This is a genomic window from Bradyrhizobium sp. CCBAU 53338 (assembly GCF_015291665.1).
Classification (GTDB): Bacteria; Pseudomonadota; Alphaproteobacteria; order Rhizobiales; family Xanthobacteraceae; genus Bradyrhizobium.
This window is the reverse complement of sequence record NZ_CP030048.1, coordinates 4,918,180-4,942,219: the sequence shown is the minus strand read 5'-3', so window position 1 is coordinate 4,942,219 and position 24,040 is coordinate 4,918,180. Positions and strand designations below refer to the sequence as shown.

The 24,040-nt window shown below is 65.8% G+C and carries 1 protein-coding gene; it reads left to right on the top strand.

From position 1 onward, the window contains the following. Positions 1-3: 3 nt before the first annotated feature. Positions 4-24,036 carry a leukotoxin LktA family filamentous adhesin gene (locus XH90_RS23305; RefSeq protein ID WP_194476664.1) on the top strand — a complete coding sequence of 8,011 codons (24,033 nt, stop codon included), beginning with the start codon at positions 4-6 and terminating at the stop codon, positions 24,034-24,036. Positions 24,037-24,040: the final 4 nt, after the last annotated feature.

The window sequence follows — 24,040 nt, the reverse complement described above, 5'->3', positions numbered from 1 at the left end:
GAAATGCGCGGACCATTTGCGACGCGAGACGGCAACGGCGAACGGATGCTGCAAGGACTTGCACGCTTCCGTTCGATGTCGTTGCTCTGCGCGATGCAGATGGTCTTTCTGCCCGTCTTCAGCGTCCGCCTTCAGGCGCAGACGGCGAACGTCATCGTTCCGGACGGGCGCACCGGTACGAGCCTGCAGACCTCCGGCAGCGTCACCAACGTCACGACGTCGACGGTGTCGGGCGCCAACGCCTTCAACTCGTTCTCGCAGTTCGGCGTCGGGCAGGGCAACACCGTCAATCTGCAACTGCCGACCGGCACGCAGAACCTCGTCAACATCGTTCGCGACGCCCCCGTCTACGTCAACGGCACGCTGAACTCCTACATGAACGGGGCGATCGGCGGTAACGTCTACTTCGCCGATCCCAAGGGTTTTGTCGTCGGCCGCAGCGGCACCGTCAATGTCGGCAGCCTCAACGTCTCGACGCCGACGCGCGAGTTCACCGACAGCCTGATCGGCCCGGGTGGCGCGGTCAACGGCACCGCGGTCGGCAATTTGATGGCGGGCTCGTTCCCGGTCTCGCCTGACGGCAATATCAGGATCTACGGCCGGATCAACGCCATCGACGGCGTTCGCCTGACCGGGCAGAACGTGCTGGTCGGCGGCGCGAGCCAGCGCGACATCGCCAATCTCGATCACGCCGCGAAGTTCGCGGCGTCGGTCAATTCGAAGGGCCTGCGCAGCGCCAGCGCCATCACCGTCTCCAACGGCTCGATCCATATCGGCGCCGTCAACAAGGCGACGGTCAACGGGCGGCTGACCGCGCGCAGCAAGACCACGACGCCGAGCAACATCACCGTCACGGCCGGCAACGGCATCGAAGTCGGCAAGAACGCCAGGCTCGCTACCGCCAGCAGGACCGGCGATGCCGGCAACATCACGCTGAAGACGCAAGGCGACATGACCGTCAGGAGCGGCGCGAAGATCGATGCCGGCGCCGCCAGGGGCAATGGCGGTCTGGTCGACCTCAGCGCCGACGGCAGGTTCGATATCGGCGACAAGGTCCAGATCGATCTGGCGGCGCCGAACGGCAGGCACGGCACGCTGGTTCTCGATCCCGTCGACATCGTCATCGGAGACGCCTCGCAGGGCGATGCCAATGTCAACATGTCGAACGCGACGGTCGCGGCCGCGATCTCGGCCCTGAACGGTACCGGCACCTTCACGCTGCTGGCGAGCAATTCGATCACGATCGACCAGCACGGCCGGGTCGACGCCGGCGCCGGCGGCCTCAACGTCACCCTGAGCGCGCCGACGCTGACCCTGCTGGCCGGCAGTTACGTGCGCGGCGATACGGTGCTGCTGGATTCCGGCGTGAGCGGCACCATCAACGTCAACGCTGCCGCCAATGGTGGCGCGCAGGTCGTGGCGAATACCGCGCTGCAGTTCAATGCCGCGCACCTTATGCTGACCAGCACGGCTGCTGCGATCGTGGGCGACGGCACCGTCTCGGCCAACAGGACCGCAACAGGGTTCATCTCGAACGCGACGATTGCCCGGTACGCCGCCGCGATGAACGGGGCAGGCGATCTGACCGTGAGCGCGGCAACCTCCATCATCGTGGACGCCACCGGCATCGTCGATACCCGCGAGATCAGCGGCGGCCTTTCCACCGCAAGCTCGCTCGGCGTGACGCTGAAGGCGCCGACCGTCAGCATTCTGGCCGGCGGCCAGGTCCTGACCAAGGCGATCAACGATTCCGACTCGGCCTTCACGACCGGAGACATCACCCTCGATGCCACCGGCACGTCCGGGGGCACCGTTTCGGTGGCCGGTACGCTGGCCGGCGGCATCACCACGTTGCAGGCCGGCGCCTCGGTCACGCTGGGTGCGACCGCCGTCATCGACACCCGCATTCGCGATTCCGACGGGTTTGCCGCCGCGAATTCGCAAAACGTCGTGTTGACCGCCCCGTCGATCACCGCATCGCAGGGCAGTCAAATTCTCGCCGGTGCGGTCAATGCCGACGGCACGACGACCTATGTCGGCGGCAACGTCAGGTTCGACGCGACGGGTTCCTCGAGCGGCGTCGTCGCGGCCAATGGCGCAATCGTCGGCGACAATGTCGACCTCTGGGCCGGTTCGACCGTGAATGTTGGCGCGCAGGCCACGATCGCCTCGTCGGTTCCGTTGGGCACGGCGGCGATCACGCTGCAGGCGCCGAACATCTCGGTCGCGACGGGGGCGGCGTTTTCGGCGCCGGGCGTCAACGACGGCGACCCGGTCGCGGGCGCGGTGGTCAACTACGCCCTGCAATCGGCATTCTCGGTCAACGACGCCACCAGCGTGCAGCAATACGTCGCCGCACTCAACGGCAGCGGCAAGATGAATTTGTCCTCGACGGTCTCGTTGGCCGTCGGCGCGGCGGGCGTCATCAGCGGCGGCAATCTGGACGTCACGCTGAGCGCGCCGTCGATCACGCTCGCAGGCGGCAGCAGCGTCAGCGGCAATGCCGTGTCCCTGCTGGCCGGCAACGACCTCAACATCGACGCCAGCCGGATCGGCGGTGCCCAGATTTCGTCGGCGACGCCGCTGCACCTGGTCGCGCCCACGCTCAGCCTCACCAACGGCGCCGCCGACGTCGTGATCGGCGATGTCGCCGCGGATGCCGCCGTCAATCTGACGAATTCAACGATCGCGAATTATCTCGCCGCCGGCCCGATCGAGACCTTCAGGATATCCGGCGCGTCGTCGATCGCGGTCGATGCCGCCGGCGTCATCGACGTCCGCCATCAGAGCGGAGGGGTTAGCAATGGAGCGCCGGCGAACATCGTCCTTGCCGCGCCGACCATCGGCATTGCCGCCGGCGCGTCCGTGCGCTCCGACGTCGTCAATTCCAGCAGCACGTTCTATACGGCCGGCAACATCTCGCTGACCTCGTCGAACATCACTGTCGGTGCCGGAACGTTGAACGGCGGCCTCGTGACGTTCAACGACGGACAGAGCGCGATCTATGTCGGTCCGTCCAGCGACCAGAACGCCGCCAACGCAGGCTTCCTCTCCAACGCCAGGATCGCGAGCTATTTGGCCGCGCTCGCCGGGTCGAGCACGTTCGGGCTTTCCGCCAGCAGCTCGATCTCGATCGACAACGGCGCCGTCGTCGCCGGTGGAAGCTCCCGCAACCTGAACTTTTCCGCGCCGACACTGACCTTCGCGGCCAACAGCACCGTGAGCGGCAACACCATCCTCCTGAACGCGGGCAGTGCCGGCGTCATCAACATCAACGCCGCCTCCAGCGGCGGGGCGCAGATCAACGCGCAAACGCCGCTGCAACTGACCGCTTCGCAGATCAACCTGAACACCGGCGCCGCGACCGCCATGTTCGTCGGCGATGCCGGCACGTCGACAAACAATGCCGCGTCCGGGTTCGTCTCCAATGCGACGGTGGCGCGCTATGTCACCGCGATGCACGGCATCGGCACGCTGCAACTGTCGGCGTCGTCGTCGATCACGGTCGACGGTACCGGCGTCGTCGACGGCACCCAGATGAGCAACAACGTGTCCACCGGCAATTCGGTGAACCTGCTGCTGACCGCGCCGACGATCACGGTCGCCGCGCTGGGCAAGGTGGTTGCGCTCGCGGTCAACAGCGGCACGAGCTACACGTCCGGCACGGTCACCCTGAATGCAGCCGGCAGCGGCTCGGGTCTCGTCAGCGTCGGCGGCACCGTCAAGGGCGGCACGGTCTTGCTCAGTTCCAACCTGATCACGGTTGCGAACGGAGCGACGCTCTCGGCCGGCGCCAACGGCACGGTGATCTTCGCCTTCGACGAAGACCTGACGGTCAATAGTTCGTCGGGCAGCAACGGCTCAGGCGGCATCCTGTCGAACAACGTCATCGCCAACTATGTTGCCGCCATGAGCGCGGGCACCTTCGCGCTGTCGGCTGGGTCCCATGGCCTGACGCTGGCATCGACGGCATCCATCACCGCCGGCAACGGCATCGCAGTGGGTCTGTCCGGCGCCACGCTGAACGTCGTGTCCGGCGCGTCCATCAATGCGGTCACGGTCGGGTTCGGCTTCAACGAGGACAACATCGTCATCGCGGCGAGCAATCCGAACACGCCGGACTATGCGTTCGTCAGCAACAGCCAGATCGCGGCGCTGATTCTCGCGTCGGCCAACGCGACCAAGCTGACGATATCGGCGAACAAGCAGATCAACGTCGCAGCGTCTGGCATCATCGACACCCGCTTCCTCAACGCGCAGTCTCACTCTACGCACAATGCGCTGGGAATCGAGCTCGACGCGCCGATCATCACGGTCGCGACCGGTGCCCAGATCCTGGCCAAGGCGATCAATTCCGGCGGCAGCACCTTCACCGACGGTGACGTCACGCTGTCCGCGGCCTGGAGCACCAGCCTGATTTCGGGCCTTGCAAGTTCGACCACCAGCATCGCGGTCGACGCGGCAACGATCACTGGCGGCAACGTTACCATTGCCGCCAACTCGTCGGCGTCGTCGAACTTCACCAGCAACGCCTTTGGGTATTTGGCCACGATCGGCGTGTTGCTCGCCGGGTTGGGCGTCAATGGCGGCTACGTCGCCGGCGAATCGACCGCAACGGTGGCGATCAATTCGTACGCCAACATCTCGGGATCCGGCAACGTCGCGATCACGGCAACGGGGTCGGAGACGGCGGCAGATCCCGTCGTCGCTGTGAGCGCGATTTCGCCGTTCGGCGCCTCCGTCGTGGTCGGCAGCGTGAAGGCGAACGTCTCGGTGACCGTCGCCGATCATGCGACGATCGCAGCCGGCGGATCGCTGCGGGTCGCTGCCGCCAATGATGCCACGCTGGATGTGTCAGCGCTGACCATCACGACGGCGGGGCAGTTCATCACGACCGTGGCCGTTGGCCAGGCCGACATCCAGACCCAGGCCATCGTGAACAGCCGCGCCAATATCAGCGCCGGCGCCGGCGGCATCAGCGTCACCGCGCGAAACGGCAATTCGTTCTCGACCAGCGCCACGGCGTTCGCCTTCAACCCGACGACCGGCTCCGGTGGCGTCGGCGCAGTCGCCGCCGTCAGCAATGTCAGCAGCGTGGCAACTGCGATCCTCGGCGCCGACGTCGGCAGTTCGAGCGCGGCGGCGCCGGGCCCGGTGCAGGTCTCGGCGTTTTCGGATACCAGCAAGAACGCGGTCAGTGCGTCCGTAACGCTGGGGCAGCCGGCCTTGGTCGGCGCGATCACCTTCGGCATCGCCGGTCTCGGGAAGGTGTCCGCCGGCGTTATCGGCGCCCTGATGTCCCCGCTGGTGTCGATCGAATTTCCGTTGAAGGTCGCAGGCTCGCTGTCGCTTGCCACCAGCAACCAGTCGGCCAATGCCGAGATTACCGCGATCGGCGGCGGCAACGCTCCGTCGATCTATTCCGCGGGCGACGTCAGCGTCGTCAGCCGGGTGATCGACGACCAGATCCGCAACAATTCGTCGTCCTCGGTCACCGTCAGCAATCCGAACAAGCCCGAAGCGGGCACCATCGCCGCTGCGGTTGCCTATGGCAGCTATAACCACAATTCGAATGCCTATGTCGGTCAGGATGTCATTGTCGACGCATCGCGGATCGCGGTGTCGGCCGATACAGAATTGCCGAACACCAACACCTGGGGCCAGTGGGACGGGCTGAGCGAGACGCTCAGCCATCTCAACGCGAACTTCGGCGCGGTCAACAACGTCGTCACCACCTATGCCGACGCGACCGCGAGCGGCGGGAGCACGGCCAGCGTCTCCGGCTCGTTCGCCTATTTCGGCAATACCGACAACACCACGGCATGGATCGCGAGCGGCGCGAGCCTGACGTCGAACAAGACCACGACGGGTGCCTGGTCGACGCAGGTGGCCGACGGCAGCCAGAACGGCCTGACGGTGAATTTTGCCAGCAACGTCACCGTTTCGGCGACGGCGACCAACAACTCGATCAACATCGGCGGCGTGTTCGGGCCTCTGGTGCTGATGCCCGGAGCGGATTCCGGCGGGGTGGCAGCCGGCGGCTCGCTCAACCTCATCATCTCGAGCAGCAATACCAACGCCGGCGTTTCCAACGGCGTCATGCTCAGTGCCAAGGACATCGCCGTCACCGCCATCACGACCGACCTGATGTTTGCGATCGCGCCGACGTCGGGTTCGTCGTCGGGCAGCATCGCGCTCAACGGCCTGACCTCGCTCGGCTTCATCGACAACGAGACCCACGCCTCGATCAGCTCGGGTGCCACGGTCATGGCGGCGACGATCGATGTCGAGGCCTATCAGAACATCTCGGTGCTGTCGCTCGCCGGCGCGATCCAGCTCAGCACCACCTCCGGCGTCGGCCTCGCGGTCGCCTATCTGACGGTCGACGCGGACACGGCCGCCTATATCGGCGACAATCACAGCGACATCCAGACGTTCAGCGGTGACGACGGCGGCGCCACATCCGCCGACGGCGGCGATATCACCAGCAGTGCGCTGACGGTGCGCGCCGCAACCGCCGGCCGCCTCACGGTTGCTTCGGTCGCGGTGGTGGAATCCGATCCGTTCGCCCAGGTGGGCTCGGCGACCAAGGCCAAGTCGATCCTGTCGGGTTCAACCGGCATATTCGGGACGTCCGTGGCAAGCCAGCTCAACCGGGCCGCGGCGGCCGCTGCGTCCAAGTCCGGCAGCAAGTCGCCGAGCTTCAGCATCGATATCGCCGGCAGTTCGGCGGTCTCGCAGACCGGGATCGACACCACGGCCTATGTTTCCGGCGTCACGATCAATCAGACCAATCCCTACGCGGTCGGCGCTGCGCCGTTCGTGCAGGTCGAGGCGCTGAACTACACCATTCTGGACAACGGCTCCGGCGCAGCCGCGCTCAATTTTGCCGGCAGCAGCAACCCGAGCGCCGCCGTTGACGGAACCATCGCGGTCGCGATTTCGCAGAATTCGACGACCGCCTTCATCGCTAACACGACGATGAGCGACGAAGCCAGTGCCAGCGTCACCGCACTGACCGGCGGTTCGGAAACCGTGGTCGCGCTCGGGCTGACCGCGACCCGCACCGGGATTGCGGCCTCGGTCGCGGCCTCGGTCGCGCTGATCTCCGACAGCACCACGGCCTATATCGACAACTCGAACATGACCGGCGTCACTGCCGGGACGTCGAACGCGCTCGACGTCAACGCCTACCAGACCAGCAACATCGCGATCGGGGGCGGCTCGCTGTATCTGTCCGGCAGCACCAGCAGCAGCAGCGGCAGCATCGGCCTGGCGCTGACCTACGCGGAAATTCGCGATCCCGGCGGCAGCAAGGCCGTCGATGCCCACATCACCAATTCGCAAGTCAACGGATTCAACACGCTGGCCGTGATCGGCGACGACGCGGCCGTGATTGCGGCCGGCGCGGCTTCGGGCGGCCTCGGTGGCAACGGCCTGGCGGGCGCCATCGTCATCGACGTGATCAGCCCGACGATTGCGGCCTATGTCGGCGGCAGCACCATTACGATGTCGGCCGGCGGCACCGTCATCGTCAGTGCCCAAAGCGGCGACGCCTCCGATCTCGATACAGCGCTCCATAACCTCGCCAGCAGCACGAACAACGGCCAGGTCGCGCAGGACGATTGCAGCACTCCGAACGGCCCGCAGGCTTGCGTCGATTTCAGCGGCGCCGCGCTCAACGGCGGCGTCGGGGCCGGGCCGGGCGCGGCGATCATGTCGGTCGCCGGCTTCGTCCAGGCCGGCAAGAACAATATCGGCGTAGCCATCGTCGCCGATGCCATTTCCACCACCCATTCGGCCTACATCACCCAGACGCTGATGACCGCGACGGGCGGTAGCGCGCTGGTGTCAGCGGAAGATTCCTCGAAGATCCAGTCCGTCGCGGTCGGATTTGGTCTTGCGACCGGGCAGTTTGCCGGGCAGGGCGGCGTCGTCGTCAGCACCATCAGGAACGACGTCTCGGCGGCGATCGGCGACGGCAACTCGACCCCCGCAAATACGGTGGTGAACGCCGGCAACGTCAGCGTCCGGGCGCTCGACAATTCTGCGATCACCTCCACGGCGGCAGTCGGGGGCGCCTCGACCCAGGGCAGCGCCGCCGGTCTTTCGATCGTCTACAGCGAGATCAGCAATCAGCTCAACGCCAACGTCACGGGCGCGAAGATCGTCGCCGGCGGCGACGTTGACGTCAGCGCTGCTTCGAACGCCACCATCTCGACGGTTGCCGTCGGCGTGGCCTTGTCCTCGCAGATCGGCCTTGCAGGATCGGTTGCGACCAATGTGATGGGCACCAACGTCACCGCCAGCATCAGCGGCGGCGCCGATGTGCTCGCCACCAACAATGTCGGCGTGCTCGCCGACAACACCGACGGCATCGCCGTATTTGCCGGCGCCTTCGCGATCTCGAAGGGCGCGGCCGGCGGCGGTGGCTCGATGGTCACCAACTCGATCAACGGCAGCACGTCGGCCTATATCAGCGGGGCGGCCACCATGGTCGACGCGCTCGGCACCAGTTCGTCGGACGTCCTGTCGGTCAACAGCGGAACGCTCGCGCATGCGTTCAATATCGGCGGGTTCAGCGCGCCGACCGACGATATTCCCGATCTCAGCGAGACGCAGGAATCGGTGAAGGGTCTTGCCGTCGTTGCCAGCTCGCACCAGGCGGTGGTTGCCAACGTCGCCGGCCTCGCCTTGGGCAGCAGCATCGCAATCATGATCAACCCGATCGTGAACGTGATGCAGGGAACGACGAATGCCTATATCGACAGTGCCGGCATCGACACGCGGCTGACCAGTACCACGCCGGCGCCGCAAATCGACGTCGCGGCCAGCAGCTTCTCCTATTCGGGAACGTTCGGCGTCGGCGTCGCAGCGGTCACCGGTGGCGGCGGCGCCGCCGGCGGCGCCACCATCGTCAGCACGACGATGGCGCGCAAGACGTACGCCACCATCACCAATGCAACGATCGGCAACATCATCGCCGGCGCACCTGCGGTCGGAGCCGTCACCGTCAAGTCCAATGCGGAGCAGGATGCCTCCTCGATCGCGCTCGGCTTCAACAGCGGCTCGGTCGGGCTCAACGTCTTCAAGGCGACCACCGAAGCCTATGTCGATGGCGGCGCGCTCACCGCCACGTCGCTGTCCGTCAGGGCCGCCGACAGCACGGGCATCGCCTCGGCCAACGGCAGCGGCGCCTATGGCAGCCAGGCCGCCATCGGTGCCGCGTTCCTGGTGCAGGTCAGCGCCAACACCACCGAGGCCTATATCGGCGACGAGTTCCACTATCGCGGCAACAGCACGGGGACGCATACCACGGCGATCAACCTTGCCAGCACCGGTACCCTCGACGTCTCGGCCTCGACCACGGATAATTTCCAAGCTTATTCGGTCGGCGGCGCGGCAACGGGCGGCACCGCCGCCATCGCCGGCATGGCGAATATCGAAATCGCCAACAACACGACGATCTCCGGAATTTACGACACGACTGTGCAGTCGGTGAGCGGCGGTTCGGTCGGTGCGATCTCGGTCAGCGGGACCGAGACCGTGACCATCATGGAGATCGCCGGCGCGCTGTCGATCGCGGCGAGCGGGGCGGGCGTCGGCGTCGGCGCTGCGGCCAACGTCGTCTCCTTCCAGAGCTCGACCGTCGCGGAGACCCGCAACAGCAATTTGAATTCGTCCGGCACGATGAGCGTCGTCGGCCAGAGCACGCGCGAGGTCTCGTCCTACGCGGTGACCGCCGGCATCGGCGGCTCGGCCGGAATTGCCGCGACGATCGGGATCATCAACGTCGGCGTAAACCTTGCCGACGGCGCCGTGTTCGCCCAGCAGATGGGACAGCTCGGCGGCACCCTGGGCGCAACCAATTCGGAAACCAATTCCGACCAGGGCAGCAACGCGGTCGCGAGCGGCACCGTGGGGTCTCCGTCCGGAGCGCACGCCAGTTCGACATACGATGTCAGCACGGCGCTGAACGGCGGTGCCGACGGTGTGACCGCGCAGATCGACGGCGGTCACATCATCGCCCATGAAATCGACGTGGGCGCGACCAGCGCCACCAGCGCACAGATGTTCCTGCTCGGGGCCGGCTTCGGCAAGAATGCCGGCGTCGGTGCCGCGATCGGCTTTGCCACCGTCGGCAGCAACGTCCTTGCGAGCCTCAACCCCGTCACGGCGGTGGCGCCCACCATCAACGTGCTGGCGACGGTGCAGGACGCGAGCGGCGGCGCGCATCCCGGCCGGACCATCGACATCCAGTCGATCGCCGGTGGCGGAGCGCTTTACTTCGGTGGCGATGCAGCCGTCGCCGAGGGTGACGTCGCCAACGTGGTCACCGCGCAGATCGGCGGGCAGGTCGCGGGAACCAGCAGCACCGCCGCCACCATTAATGTCGGCGCCCGCGACACCTCTTCGCAGCGCGCCCAGACCGAAGGCGCCTCGGTCGGCATCGCCGCGGTCGGCGCTTCGGTCACGTCGGCCCAGAAGACCAGCCTCGTCACCGCGCAGGTGATGGGCGGCGCCAATATCACGGCCGCCAGCCTCGGCGTGAACGCCTCCAACGCCGGCATGTTGTGGGCCTATTCGGTCGCGGCCTCCGGCGGCGTCATCAGCGGCAACGGATCGACCGCCTCCGCGACGGACCTCGCAAACGTCACGGCGCGGGTCGGCTCCAGCGCCAGCATCACGACCAGCGGCAGCAGCGGCCTGACGATGACCGCGACCGACACGCCGGATGCGGAGGCCAATGCGCTCGGCGTCGTCGCAGGCGCTGCCGCCGTCGGCGCTTCGGTCGCGACCGCGACCGTGAACTCAACGGTCACGGCGGAAGTGCTGAACAACGCCGCGCTGACCGGTAACGTGACGGTCTCGGCCTACGAGCGCGTCCAGGACGGCGGCAACGCGGCCTACACCAACGCGGTCGGCGCCTCCGGCGCTGTTCTTCTCGGGCTCCAGGCAACGGCGTCGCTTGCCTCCAACTCGTCCAGCGTTGCCGCCACGATCGGTGACGACGTCACGCTGTCGTCCGGTAACGTCACGGTTCTCGCCCAGAACACCACCGGCCAGAGCGCCAATGCCACCGGTATCGCGGCGGCGGGAATCCTGGCGGTCGGCGTGGTGGTGGCCAATGCGACCTCGGGCACGACAACGACCGCGACGATCGGCAACAACACGGACGCCTCCAACACGGGCGTGGTGAAGATCTCCGCCATCGGCACCGACAACAACTACGTTCACGCGCTGTCCGGCAGCGGCGGTTTTGTCTCCGGAAACGGCGCCTCGGCGAACACGTCGGACAGTTCGACCGTCATCGCCGGCATCGGTAACGGCAACCGCGGCGCCACGACCTCCAGTTCCGACAATTTCATCTCGGTGGCGTCGCTGGCGATCCTTGCCACCCACATCGACAATTACACGACGATGGCCGACACCGGGCAGGCCGCCGCCTATGGCGCCAGCGGCGCGGCGTCGACCCACAACGCCAATTCGGTGGTGACGGCGGGGATCGGCATCAACAATACGATCGGGGTGAGGGGCACCAGCCCCGGCCATTGCGACGTCTCGGATTGCGCCCCCGACCTGACCATCACGGCCAACAACATCTTCAACGAGGTCGGCACCGGCTCCAGCGCCAATGCGGGCGCCGGCGGCGGCATCAACGGCGTCGGCGCCACCAGCGCCATCACGCTGACCGGCGTGACGACCGTCGATATCGGCAAGAACACCCACATCGCCACGGGCACCGACACGGTCTCGAACCCCGGCAACATCAAGATGCTCGCCACCAGCACGATCACCGGCACCGACCGCGTGACGCTGGTCACCGGCGGCGGGATCGAAGGCGCCGGCGTCTCGTCGTCGCTGCACGCAGATGTCGACAACAACATCAATATCGGCTCGGCCACGGCCTTTGATTCCGGCGCGCTGACATCACCGTCCTCGGCCACGGCGGACCAGGTGTGGATCACCTCGTTCGGCACGATCGGGGCCGGCACCTACACCATGTCGTCCGCCAACACCTCGTCCAACGCCAACACCTACGGCGTTGCCTTCGTCGCCGCCGCGGCCTTCGCCAACACCAACATCACGACCAACCAGAACATCGTGGTTGGCGCATCGGTGCTGACCGCGTTCGACAACATCAATCTCACGGCCGGCCGGAGCCCGGATGGACTGACGTCCACCACCATGCAGGATGACGCCTCGGCGATCAGCTTCACACGCGGCCTCATCGCGGTGCCGGATGCGCGCGCGTCGTCGACGCTCACCAACAACACCAATGTCACCATCGCGGCCGGCGCATCGGTCAACAGCGGCCAGAACATCGTCGCCGGCGGTTATGCCGGGGTGGTGAACGCGACCGCGACCGGTAGCGGCCACGGCTACGAGCTCGGCTTCATCCCCGCCAGCGACGGCCATAGCGACCCCAGCAACAACGCCCACGCGGAGCTAACGGTCAACGGCACGCTGACGGCCGGCATCTACAACTCGCTGCTGATCACCATCTCCTGCGACAACAGCGCCAGCTGTCTCAGCGTGGCGCCCGGCGGCGCGCCGTTCAGCTTCAGCTATACCAACGCGTTCGACGGCACCACGCTGATCAACAGTCATTTCGACCAGGAGACCCGCGGCACGCTGCTCAACGGCCTGAGCACGTCGGGCAACGCGTTCGCGCTGGGACAGTTGTTCGCCTCGGGCGGCACCGTCACCCTCAACGCCGACCACATCACCGGCAGCGGCACCGTCACCGCCAGGGGCGCGCCGACGATCTCGGTGAACAACGCGAGCGACGCCAATCTTGTGCTCACCGGCGCCTATATCGGGATTGCCGCGGCCGGCGACATCTTCTTCACGGGAGCGGCCAGCGGCTTTGCGGCCGGATCGACGGCGACGCTTCACGCCAACGCGAATACGAGCGGGATCGCCACGATCGCGATCAACAACTCCTACAACCCGCCCGACTACGATCTGAGCGTCAACGGGCCGACGCTGCTGATCCTCGGCGACGTCACCAACGTCAATGGCCTCGTGACCGTCAACAACACGCTCGGTTCCTACGGCCTGTCGGCCAATCTGACCGGCCAGCAGGTGCAGATCACCGTTCCGAACGGCGCGGTCGCGGTCTCGGCGAATGATGACTCCGGCATGTATATCGCCGGCGGTGCGCCATTCTCGGAATGGGCGAACTTCATGGTGTTCCCCGGCGGCAACCCGGCGAGCGGCGCACCGGTCGGCAACATCGCGGCCGCGTATCTCGCGAACACGTTGTTCCCGAATGCCGGCAGCGCTCAAACGCTGAACGCGGATCTTTATGGCGAGGTTGGCCAGTCCGGCACGAAGGTCGACGGCTCGCCGGCCAATATCAGCATGATCCTGTTCGGCAACTGCGTCATGTACGTCAGCGGGAACTGCATCCGGTACCAGACCCAGTACGCCTCCAACTGGGATGGCGTCGTCAGCCAGTCGCAGAATTACGATTTCAACTACGGCGGTGACGACGCGATGCAGCCGTACATCTCGTACTTCTCGCTGACCAAGTCGACCGACGCGACCCAGAGCGTCGCCCAGCAATATGCCTCGGCGAATCTGAGCCGCAGCCTCTCGAGCTTCCAGATCTACGGTGCCCAGGTCGCGATCAAGGCCAGGATCATCGACGTCAACGGCAAGATCACCGCCGGACGCCAGACCAATTACAGCATCAATCTGGACTCGAGCCTGTCTGCGCCCGCCGTCGTCACCACGACGACGACCACCACCGGCGACGACAACTCGTTCAGCTGCATGTACTTCCAGACCGGCTGCGCGACGACGGTGACGAACTCGAGCGTCTCGGGCGGATCCATTTCCGTCTTCGAGTACAACTACCAGAAGGACGTTCTGACGAATCCGACCACCAACCCGCTGATGACGCTGGTCTATGACCAGTTCGGTGCGCCGCTGGCGACTTACAACGCCGCGACCAACCAGATCACCGTTGCCAACATCAACGCGTCCTCCGGCGGCGGCAGCGTGCTGCTCGACGGCAAGATCATCAGCACCAACCAGCTCGGCAACATTCACGTCAACGGCGGCTACGGCAGCGTCAGCATCAACAACCAGACCGGCCTCGACCTCGTGGTCAAGGGCGTCAACACCGGCAACACGGCTGCGGCCGCGGCGCTGACCAGCACGGTCACCCTGGTCGATCGCAACATCACGTCCGGCAACAACACCTCGACCTACGTCTATTCGCCGGCGACCAACGCGATCAACCTCTACAAGACCGCGAACGGCGCGGCGCCCAACACCAGCGTTGGCTGTACGGCCGCGAACAATTGCTCCACGACCTCCGGTTCGGACGGATATTACGATCCGGTTTCGGGGCTGCGCTTCCAGTGGGTGCAACAGGCATCGATCCATCGCGGCACCACGACCATCGATCCGGCCACCGGCCTTCCCGTCCTCACCATCGGCGACTACTCGGACTGGCAATTCATCGGCGACGTCAATCAGCCCTGGTCGTATGTCGCAGCGGACGGCACGCTCTCGTCGACGCCGCAGGGAACGATCACGACCGGCAATTCGACGAGCCTGCCGGTGTTCCAGGAAACCATCAGCGGGACCGTCAACCAATACCAACAGAGGAACATCGCCTATGGCCATTGTGACGGAACCTCTTGCAGCTATGGCTTCCATCAGAACGGTTCCAGCACCGGCGATTGGAACTACAATCTGGTCTACGACGGCACGCTGACCATCACCTCGTCGGTGAAGGCGGACAACCGGTTCACGATCAACTTCGGCGGTAACGCCAGCGGCACGGTGAACATCGCCTCGAACGGCAACGTGATTTTCACAGGCGGCATCGTCAATCCGAACGGCGCGCTGTCGGTGAACTCGTCGTCGCAGCAGCAGCTCTTCAACACGACGACCGGCGGCAGCATCTCGCAGACCTCGACGGGCTCGATCCTGACCCAGAGTGCGAGCTTCAACGCCTCGGGAGGCATCGGCTCGCTGGCGGCTCCGATCAACGCGACGCTGTCCAACACCGGATCGGCACCGGGGGCGCTATCGGCGCAGGCCGGCGTCGGCGGCGTTTATTTGAACCTCGCCTCGGGCGCAACGCTCGGGCAGGTGTCGTCGGGCAACGCCAACAGCGGCTTCGGCGACGTCAACATCACTGCCACCGGCGATCTCGTCGCGGGCGCCAATGCGCAGGTCACCGGCCGCAACATCTCGCTGATCAGCACGCTCGGTGCCGTCGGCTCGATCACCAACCCGCTGTCGATCAGCGCCAATGCCTCGCAGCAGGCTGACGGCTCGTATAGCGGCGGCATCGTCAACGTCGTGGCCCATGGCGACATCGGCCTGACCCAGACCGCGGCGTCCTCGGCCTATTCCAGCGATCTGCGGGTTGGCCTGATCGCGTCGGCGAGCGGCGACGTGCTGCTCAACGTGCCCTATGGCACGATCCTCGACGCGAGTGGGCAGACCGCGTCGCAAACGCTGACGTCGGCGCAGGTCGCGGCGGTGTCCTCGGCCCTGCACCTGACCGCGCTCGATGGCGCCAACGACACCGCGCTCGCGAGCGTCATTGCCTTCTCCAACACGGTGAACCGCGATCTGCTCGCCTATAGCGTGCTGCTGCAGCATGGCACGATCCAGGCCGGTTCGGCGGCGCTCGGCGCGTCCGGCATCTCGCGTCTTGCCATCGGCGTGCTGAACTCGACCGACTACGCCACCTTCCAGAGCCTCACGGCCGCGGCCAATGCCATGATCGCGGCGGATGGCACATTGACATTGACGGCGAACGGCATCGCCCAGTTCAAGGCCGTGGCGGCCACCGCGCTTGGCATTGCCAACCCGACGTCGGCGCAGATCCAGACCTACGCCAACAGCCAGTACCAGGCCTATGCAACGGCGATCCAGAGCTACGCCAATGCGCAAGGCACCTACGTGCTGTCGAGCGACCTGGCCTCGATCGCGACCTATGCGCCAACGGCCCTGTCGGCCACGGACTATACCAAGTTCCAGACGTTGACCTCGAACGGCGCGACGCTGGGGACCGGCGGGGTTCTGGCCCTGACCGTGGCCGGCGTTTCGGCGAACGCCTCGGCGGCGCTCGGGTCGACGGCTTATGCCGCTTTCCAGGTGCTGACCTCGAGCACCAACGCCACGATCGGATCGGATGGCACGCTGACCCTGACGGCGAACGGCATCAACCAGTTCAGGGCGGCGGCGGCCGCTGCCCTCGGCATTGCCAACCCGACATCGGCGCAGATCCAGAGCTACGCCAACAGCCAGTACCAAGCCTACGCAACGGCGACCCAGACCTACGCCAACATGCTCTATCAGGGCTACAAGACCACCGTTCAGGCTTACGCGCCGACGCTGTATCTGCCGATCGCCACGGTGTTTGGACAGGCCTACGGGTCGAACTGGAAGACCAATGCGCAGGTCGCCAACTATGCGGCGAATGCGGCGGCCCTGCTGACGCTCAACACGTATGGTGCCGTCGTCAACGGCGTGTTCACGCTGAGCACGGGCGCGATCGGCGATGACGCCGTCGTTCACTATGCGTCCGCCGCTCTGTCGTCGACGCAATACGGCCTGTTCCAGACCCTGACGTCCGCGCAGAACGGCTCGGTGACCAGTGGCGTTCTCACGCTGACGACAGCGGGCGTGGCCTACTATGCGTCGTCCGCGCTGGGCTCGGGCTCCGCCGGCTATACCGCGTTCCAGAACCTGACCTCGGCCGCCAACGGAACCGTCAGCAACGGCGTGCTCACGCTGACCGCGGCCGGCATCACCTTCTTCACCGCGGCTGCGGCCGCGGCGCTGCATGTTGCCTCGCCGTCACAGGCGCAGGTCCAGGCCTATGCCAACGCGCAATACCAGAGCTACGCGCAGAGCATTCAGACTTACGCCAACGGCCAGTATCAGGGCTTCGCGACGACGATCCAGTCTTACGCCACGGCCCAGTACCAGCCGCTGCAGACGGCGACGACGTTCAATGCCACCCCGGCGGTCGCGTTCTCGCTGCTGAGCGCCAGCGGCTCGCTCCAGAACGGCACCTTCGTCCTGACCAACAGCGGCATCCTGAGCTACGCCAAGAGCGCACTGTCGAGCACCAACTATGCCCAGTTCGCCAATCTGCTCAGCAACGGGACGCTGAGCGGCGGCACGTTCCAGCTCAGTGCCAGCGGTGTCTCCTCGCTCGCCCAGACGGCGCTGACGCAGGACTACCAGAACTTCGAGACGCTCTATGCCAACGGCTCGCTGGTGAACGGCGTCTGGACCCTGACCGCCGCGGGCATCGCGGCCTTCCGCCAGGCGGCGTCGACCACGCAAAATCCGAACCCGACCGACGCGCAGGTGCAGGCCTACGCCAATGCGCTGTACCAGTCCTATGCGTCGAACATCAACGGCGCGGCCAACGTGCAGTATCAGGGCTACCTGACGTCGATCTCGACCGCGGCGAGCACCGCCTACCGGAATTTCGCCGCCGAACTACTGGCGCAATACAATCAGCAAAACCCCAACAACCCGATCGCGATCACCGATCTGCTCGGATCGACGGCGACGTACAGTGCCGCCAATGCGATGCAGTTCCTGCAGACCTTCGCGTTCCTGCTTCCCAGCGCTGACAGGACGACGTTTGCAAGCCTGATGGCGCTCGGGCAGATCCAGAACGGCACGTTCGTGCTCAACAATGTGGCGTCCTATGCCCAGACCGGACTGAGTGCCGCCAACTATAGCGCTTACACCGCGCTGCTGGCCTCGGGCACGCTGTCGAACGGTGTGCTGGCTCTGTCGCCGGCAGGCCTGAACGGCATGGCGCAGGCCCAGCTCACGCCGAACTACCAGTCCTACGTCAACCTCACGACCAGCGGCTCGTTGCAGAGCGGCAACTTCGTCTTCAGCAGCGCCGGCGTTCTCGCCAACGCGCAGGCCGGCGTTACCGCCGCCTACAATTCGTTCCAGCAGTTGATGGCCAACGGCGCGGTCGTCAATGGCGTGTTCACGCTGTCGAGTAGCGGCCTTGCGGCCTACACGTCGATCGCCGCGGCAGCGCTGGGCGTCGCCAACCCGACCGCGTTGCAGGTGCAGACTTACGCCAATCAGCAGTACCAGAACTCGCTGTTCAGCAGCGCCAACCCGATCTACCAGTCGTACGCCCAGTCGATCAGTTCAGGCGCCCAGGCGCAGTACACGGATCTGGCCAACAAGGTCTTCCTCTACCTGCAGCAGCAGGACCAGCAGGGCTGCAGCGGCTTTGGTGGCTGTTCGGGCCCGATCCTGACCCCGGGGCAGACAACCGCCACGGATGCCCAGGTGGCGCAATGTGCCAGCCAGGCACTGTACGGCACCGACTTGCAGAACTATCAGACGCTCACCGCCAACGGCACGGTCACCAATGGTGTGCTGACGCTGAGCGCAGCCGGTCTCGCGCCGGTGTCTGTGCAGGTGCTCTCCGCGCCGCTCGCGACCGCGTTCACCTCGCTTCTGAGCACCGGCTCACTGCAAGGCGGACAGTTCGTGCTGAGTTCGGCGACAGTCCTGCAGAATCTTCAGACGCTGGCGACCGGCGGCAGCGCGGCGTCCGGGCAGTTCCAGTTCAACACCGCAGGTATCCTCGCCAATGCGTCGACGGCGCTGGGTACCAATCCGTTGCAGCAGCTCCTGGCGAGCGGTCTGGTCCAGACGACGACGGTGAACGGGGTGTCGACTTCGAGCTTCGTCCTCAGTGACCCCGGCGTGTCCTATTACGCCTCGGCGGCGCTGACGGCCGCGAACTACCTGACGTTCCAGGGGCTGACCGCGAGCGCCAATGGCGAGGTCGTCAACGGCGTGCTGACGCTGTCCGCCGCCGGTATCGCCCAATTCTCGGCAGCGACGGCTGCGGCGCTGCACCTGGGCACGACGGCGCCGACCGCGGCGCAGGTCCAGGCCTATGCCAACAGCCAGTACCAGGGCTTCGCGACGACCATCAAGACCTACGCCAATTCGCAGTATCAGAGCTACGGCAGCACGTTCTCGTCCTACGCCAACGGCCAGTACCAGCCGCTGCAGCAGGAAGTGCTGACCTACGCAGCGAACAACCTCAACATCGTGGTTGACCTCGCGAGCGGTACGTACCGGACCAGCTTCGATTACAGCAATACTTGCCAGTACAACAATTGCTCTGCGCCGGCGCCGATCACCAATGCTGTTCTGGCCGACTGGGCCCAGCAGGCGCATGCGGGAACGAACGTCAACAACCCGTTCAGCAACGGCTATGGCACGATCTCGACCGCGGACTATAACAGCTTCATCGCGATGCTGGGGCAGGGGACCGTGCAGTCCGGAGCGCTGATGCTCAATGCGGCCGCGCTGCAAGGCTACTACTCGAACCAGGCGTCGAGCGCGGCGATCCTGAATCAGTCGTATCTGGTGTTCCAGACCATCGTCGGGGCCGGCAACAGCACGATCCAGAACGGCGCGCTGACGCTGACCGCGGCCGGCATTACCAACGTTGCGGCTGCCGCCGTCGCCTTCCTCGGAAACAATCCGACCAATGCGCAGGTGCAGGCCTTCGCTGCGCAGTCCTATGCAACTGATCTGGCGTCGATCCAGGGCTACGCGGCGGCCCAGTACCAGTCCTACGCCACGTCGATCAGCGCCTACGGCAACACGCAGTACCAGGGCCTCGTTCAGACCATCCAGAGCTACGCCAATACGCAGTACCAGGCGAACGTGACGACGATCCAGGCCTACGGCAATTCGCAGTACCAGACCCTCACGGCCAACGGCACGCCACAGGTGAGCGACGGCATCCTCAGCCTGGTGGCCAACTCCGTCTACTCGACGGGACAGATCGTCTCCACGCTGAGCAATGCCGCGTTGCTGCCCTCGGCCGGGACCGTGGGGACGAATGTCACGGCCAGCGTTGTCGGCCGTAACGTGACGCTGAATGCCGGCAACAGCGTCGGCAGCACCGCGCCCAGCGTCTCGATCGGCCTGACCGACTTGAAGGACGGCACGATCAGCACGACGCAGCAGGCCGCGCTGTCGGTTGCGACCACGCCGGGCTCGATCACGTTCAGCGCGACGGTCAGCAACCAGGTTCTGGCCGGTATCGACCTTGCCCATCTGCCGGCCGGCGTCACCGTCAATGGAAACACGCTCAGCGGCCTGACGCTGGGCAGTCTGCCGAACGGCGTGACGGTCAATGATCTGAACTCCGTCGAACTGGCGCAGACGGCGCCGCTCTACGTCAACGCCAGCGGCACCTTCAACGCGACATCAGGCGCCGCGTTGTACGTCCAGGCGGCCGCGAGTGACGGACACCCGGTGGCGAGCCTGACGATCGGTCAGATCACCGCGGGTGGGGACGTCACCTTGCTGGCACCGCAGAGCATCCTGGTGGCGACGAGCTCCTCCGGCGCGGCGCTGTATGCCAATCAGGTCGTGATCAACCCGGCCAATGGTGCGATCGGCAATTTGACGCTCGCCGCCACCAACGCGATCGGCTCGGCCGCCAACGCGTTCACCTATCATGTCAACGGCAAGCTGATCTCGGCGCAGGCCGGTACCGACGCCTATCTGACTGCAACCGGCGGCGATGCCATCTTCGGCAAGGTGTTCGCCACGGACACCGTGTCGCTGACCGCGACCAACGGCAATATCGACAGCTATCTGGCTGGTGTCACGATGGCCGCCAACAACATCATCCTCGACGCATCGGGTGATGTCGGTACCCAGAATACGCCGTTCACGGTTCAGGTCGGCGCCACCGGCCTGCTGAGCGGCACGATTGCAGGATCCGCCTTCATCTATAGTCCGACGCTGGCGACGCAGAACCCGGTGTCGCTCAACGTCGGCAATTTGACGGCCGCCAGCGGGCTGACGCTCATCAGCGATGCCGGCATCTCGTTCGGCGGCGCCGCGGGTTCGTCGCTGGGATCGGTCACGGTCTGCTCCGGTTCGTGCCTGACCGGATCGACCGCGGTCGGCGCATCGATCACGATGAGCGCGAATGCCTCGATCCTGTCAGGGCAATCGATCAGCCTGACCGCGCCCGGCGATATCGTGCTCGGCGAGCTGATTTCGACCGTCAATCCGTCCTCGACCGCGACCGTCATCACGATCAACAGCACCGGCGGCGCCATCACGGCCAATGGCGATGGCCACACCAATATCACCGCGGCGGCCGCGAACGCCGAGGTGTCGCTCTCTGCAAACAGCATCGGCACCTCGACTCAGAAGGTCGGCGTCGACACGCCGCTGCTGACGGCGACTGCCGGCACCGGAGGAATTTACCTGAGTTCGGTCGCCGATCTCGATGCGGTCCAGCTGTCGGCAATCCACGGGTCGGTCGATATCGTCTCGGGCGGCAAGTTGAGCCTCGACAGCGTCCTGGCGGGTACGGCCAATGGCGCGAGCGGCACCATCACCGCCAAGACACTGACGCATGCGGGCGACGTCGTCATTGGCACGGCGACGAGCAGTGGCGACATGACGGTCGACAGTGCCGGCGCCCTTCGTTTCACGCAGCTCGGCACCACGGCCGGAGCCATCGAGCTGACTGCCTACGCCGCCGTCAATGGCGGGACGCTCGACGCGGCGGCTGGGCTCGGCGTCACCTCGACCACCGACAGCATCACGCTGGCAACCGCCAGAAGCGGCGGCTCGCAGACGATCCAGGCCGACCAGAACGTCACCTTCAACAGCCTGACCGCGACCGGCATCACCGGCGACGTCGGCAGCATCACGGTCAACGCCATCAATGGCTTCGTGCTGGCGCAGACCGTGCTCGTGAGCGGGACGGCGACGCAGGGTTCGGTCGCGGCCAATGGCTCGGCCTCGCTGACATCGGGAACAACCAGCACGGGCAGGGTGCTGACGGCGACCACCGGATCGGGCTCGATCGGCGGAGGCGGCCTGGTCGATTGGACCTCGTTCACGGCGGGCACAACGCTGGGCGTGTCCTCGACGGCCGACAGCATCACCTTCCAGACCGCGCAGAGCGGCGGCACGCAGACCATCCACGCCCACGACAACGTGACGTTCAACGTGCTGACCGCCACCGGCATCGCTGGCGATACCGGCAGCATCAGCGTCACCGCCGACAGCGGCTTCATCCTGGCCCAGACCGTGACGTCAGGCGGTGTGACGACGCTGGGCTCGATCTCGGCCAACGGCTCGGCGGCGCTCGTTGCCGGCACGACTGTCACCGGCAACACGCTCGCAGCCACGACCGGTTCGGGCCTGCTGACCGCTGGCGGCCCGGTGAACTGGAACACGCTCAACGTCGGCACGTCGCTCGGCATGGCGGCGAGCCTGGGCAGCATTACCTTCGAGACCGCGCAGAGCGGCGGCACGCAGACCATCCACGCCCATGACAACGTGACGTTCAACGCGCTGACCGCCACCGGCATCACCGGCGATGCCGGCAGCATCAACGTCACCGCCGACAGCGGCTTCATCCTGGCCCAGACCGTGACGTCAGGCGGCGCGACGATGCAGGGCTCGATCTCGGCCAACGGCTCGGCGGCGCTCGTTGCCGGCACGACCATCACCGGCAACACGCTCGCAGCCGCGACCGGTTCGGGCCTCCTGACCGCCGGCGGTCCGGTGAACTGGAACACGCTCAACGTCGGCACGTCGCTCGGCATGACGGCAGGCGCGGGCAGCATCACCTTCCAGACCGCGCAGAGCGGCGGCACGCAGACCGTCCACGCCCATGACAACGTGACGTTCAACGCGCTGACCGCCACCGGCATCGTCGGCGATGCCGGCAGCATCAACGTCACCGCCGACAACGGCTTCATCCTGGCCCAGACCGCGACGTCAGGCGGCATGACGACGCAGGGCTCGGTCGCGGCCAACGGTTCGGCCACGCTGATCGCGGCATTGTCGAACACCGGGCATAACCTCACGGCGACCACTGGCGATGCGATCCTGCGCGGCACGGTGATCCGCTGGGACAACCTCAATGTCGGCGGCTCGCTCGGTATCACCGCGACGACGGGCGGCATCAATCTCGCAACGGCCGTCAGCGGTGGCACGCAGACGCTGCACGCCGTGACGGATATCGGCTTCACCCAGCTCACCACCACCGGCATTCCGGGCGATGCCGGAGACATCAATCTCACGTCCGACACCGGCTCGCTCCGCGGTGGATCGATCTCCGCCAACGGCGACACGCATTTCGACACGGCCGGCTCGATCACGCTGGACCGCATCCGGGGCAGCACGATCAAGCTGTCCTCGCGGGGCGACCTGACGATCGGCTTCGTCAGCGTGGTCAGGGAACTCGACCTCGCGGCCGATACCATCAACGTCACGGGCGAGCAGATCCGCTCGACGCCGCCGATTCCGCTGATCATGAACGTGACCGGCTATCACGGCGGGACGGCGACGTCGGCCAACATCTCGCTCGATCCGGACAGCATCGTCGTCAATCAGTTCAACGTGGTGGATGCCAACTTCCTGACCGATGCCCGCGCCGTCTCGATCCTGAACGGCTATGTGCCGGGTCAGCTCGTTCTGACCACAGCGACCGAGCAGGTGCTGCTGAACAATCGTTCGCCGGCGCCGACGAACTGGCCATCACTCCAGCTCTATCAGCCGGGCGGCGTGTTCGCGATGAGCCAGGTCGGCAACGCCAATGTCAGCAACGCCTATGTGGTGTTCTACACCGGCGACATCTCGGCGACCGTCACCAATTACGGAGCGACCCATACCTGCTGCAACGACTACACCGGCGCCAGCATGATGCGCAACATCGCCATCGACGGCGAGGGCTATGAGAGCATCGACACCTGGCTGGCGCAGAAGAGCGGGGGAACGTTCTATCAACTCGGTCTCTCCGGCCATGCGCGGCTCGACGCATTGCTGTCGCCGCGACCGGTCGAGGCCATCGGGTCCGGTCCCGCGGTGAACATCGAGGGGCTGAGCGACATGCGCAAGCTGCGCCGCCACGGGCAGCGCACGGGGCGTCCTGGCTGGAAAGATGCCGCAGTTGGCGTCATGACGAAGCCGGCAGTGAGCCGTCTTGCGGAAGCGTGGTAGAGTA

Excerpts from the sequence above, each read along its gene's own strand:
- XH90_RS23305 (WP_194476664.1), top strand. The coding sequence starts at position 4 with ATGCGCGGACCATTTGCGACGCGAGACGGCAACGGCGAACGGATGCTG.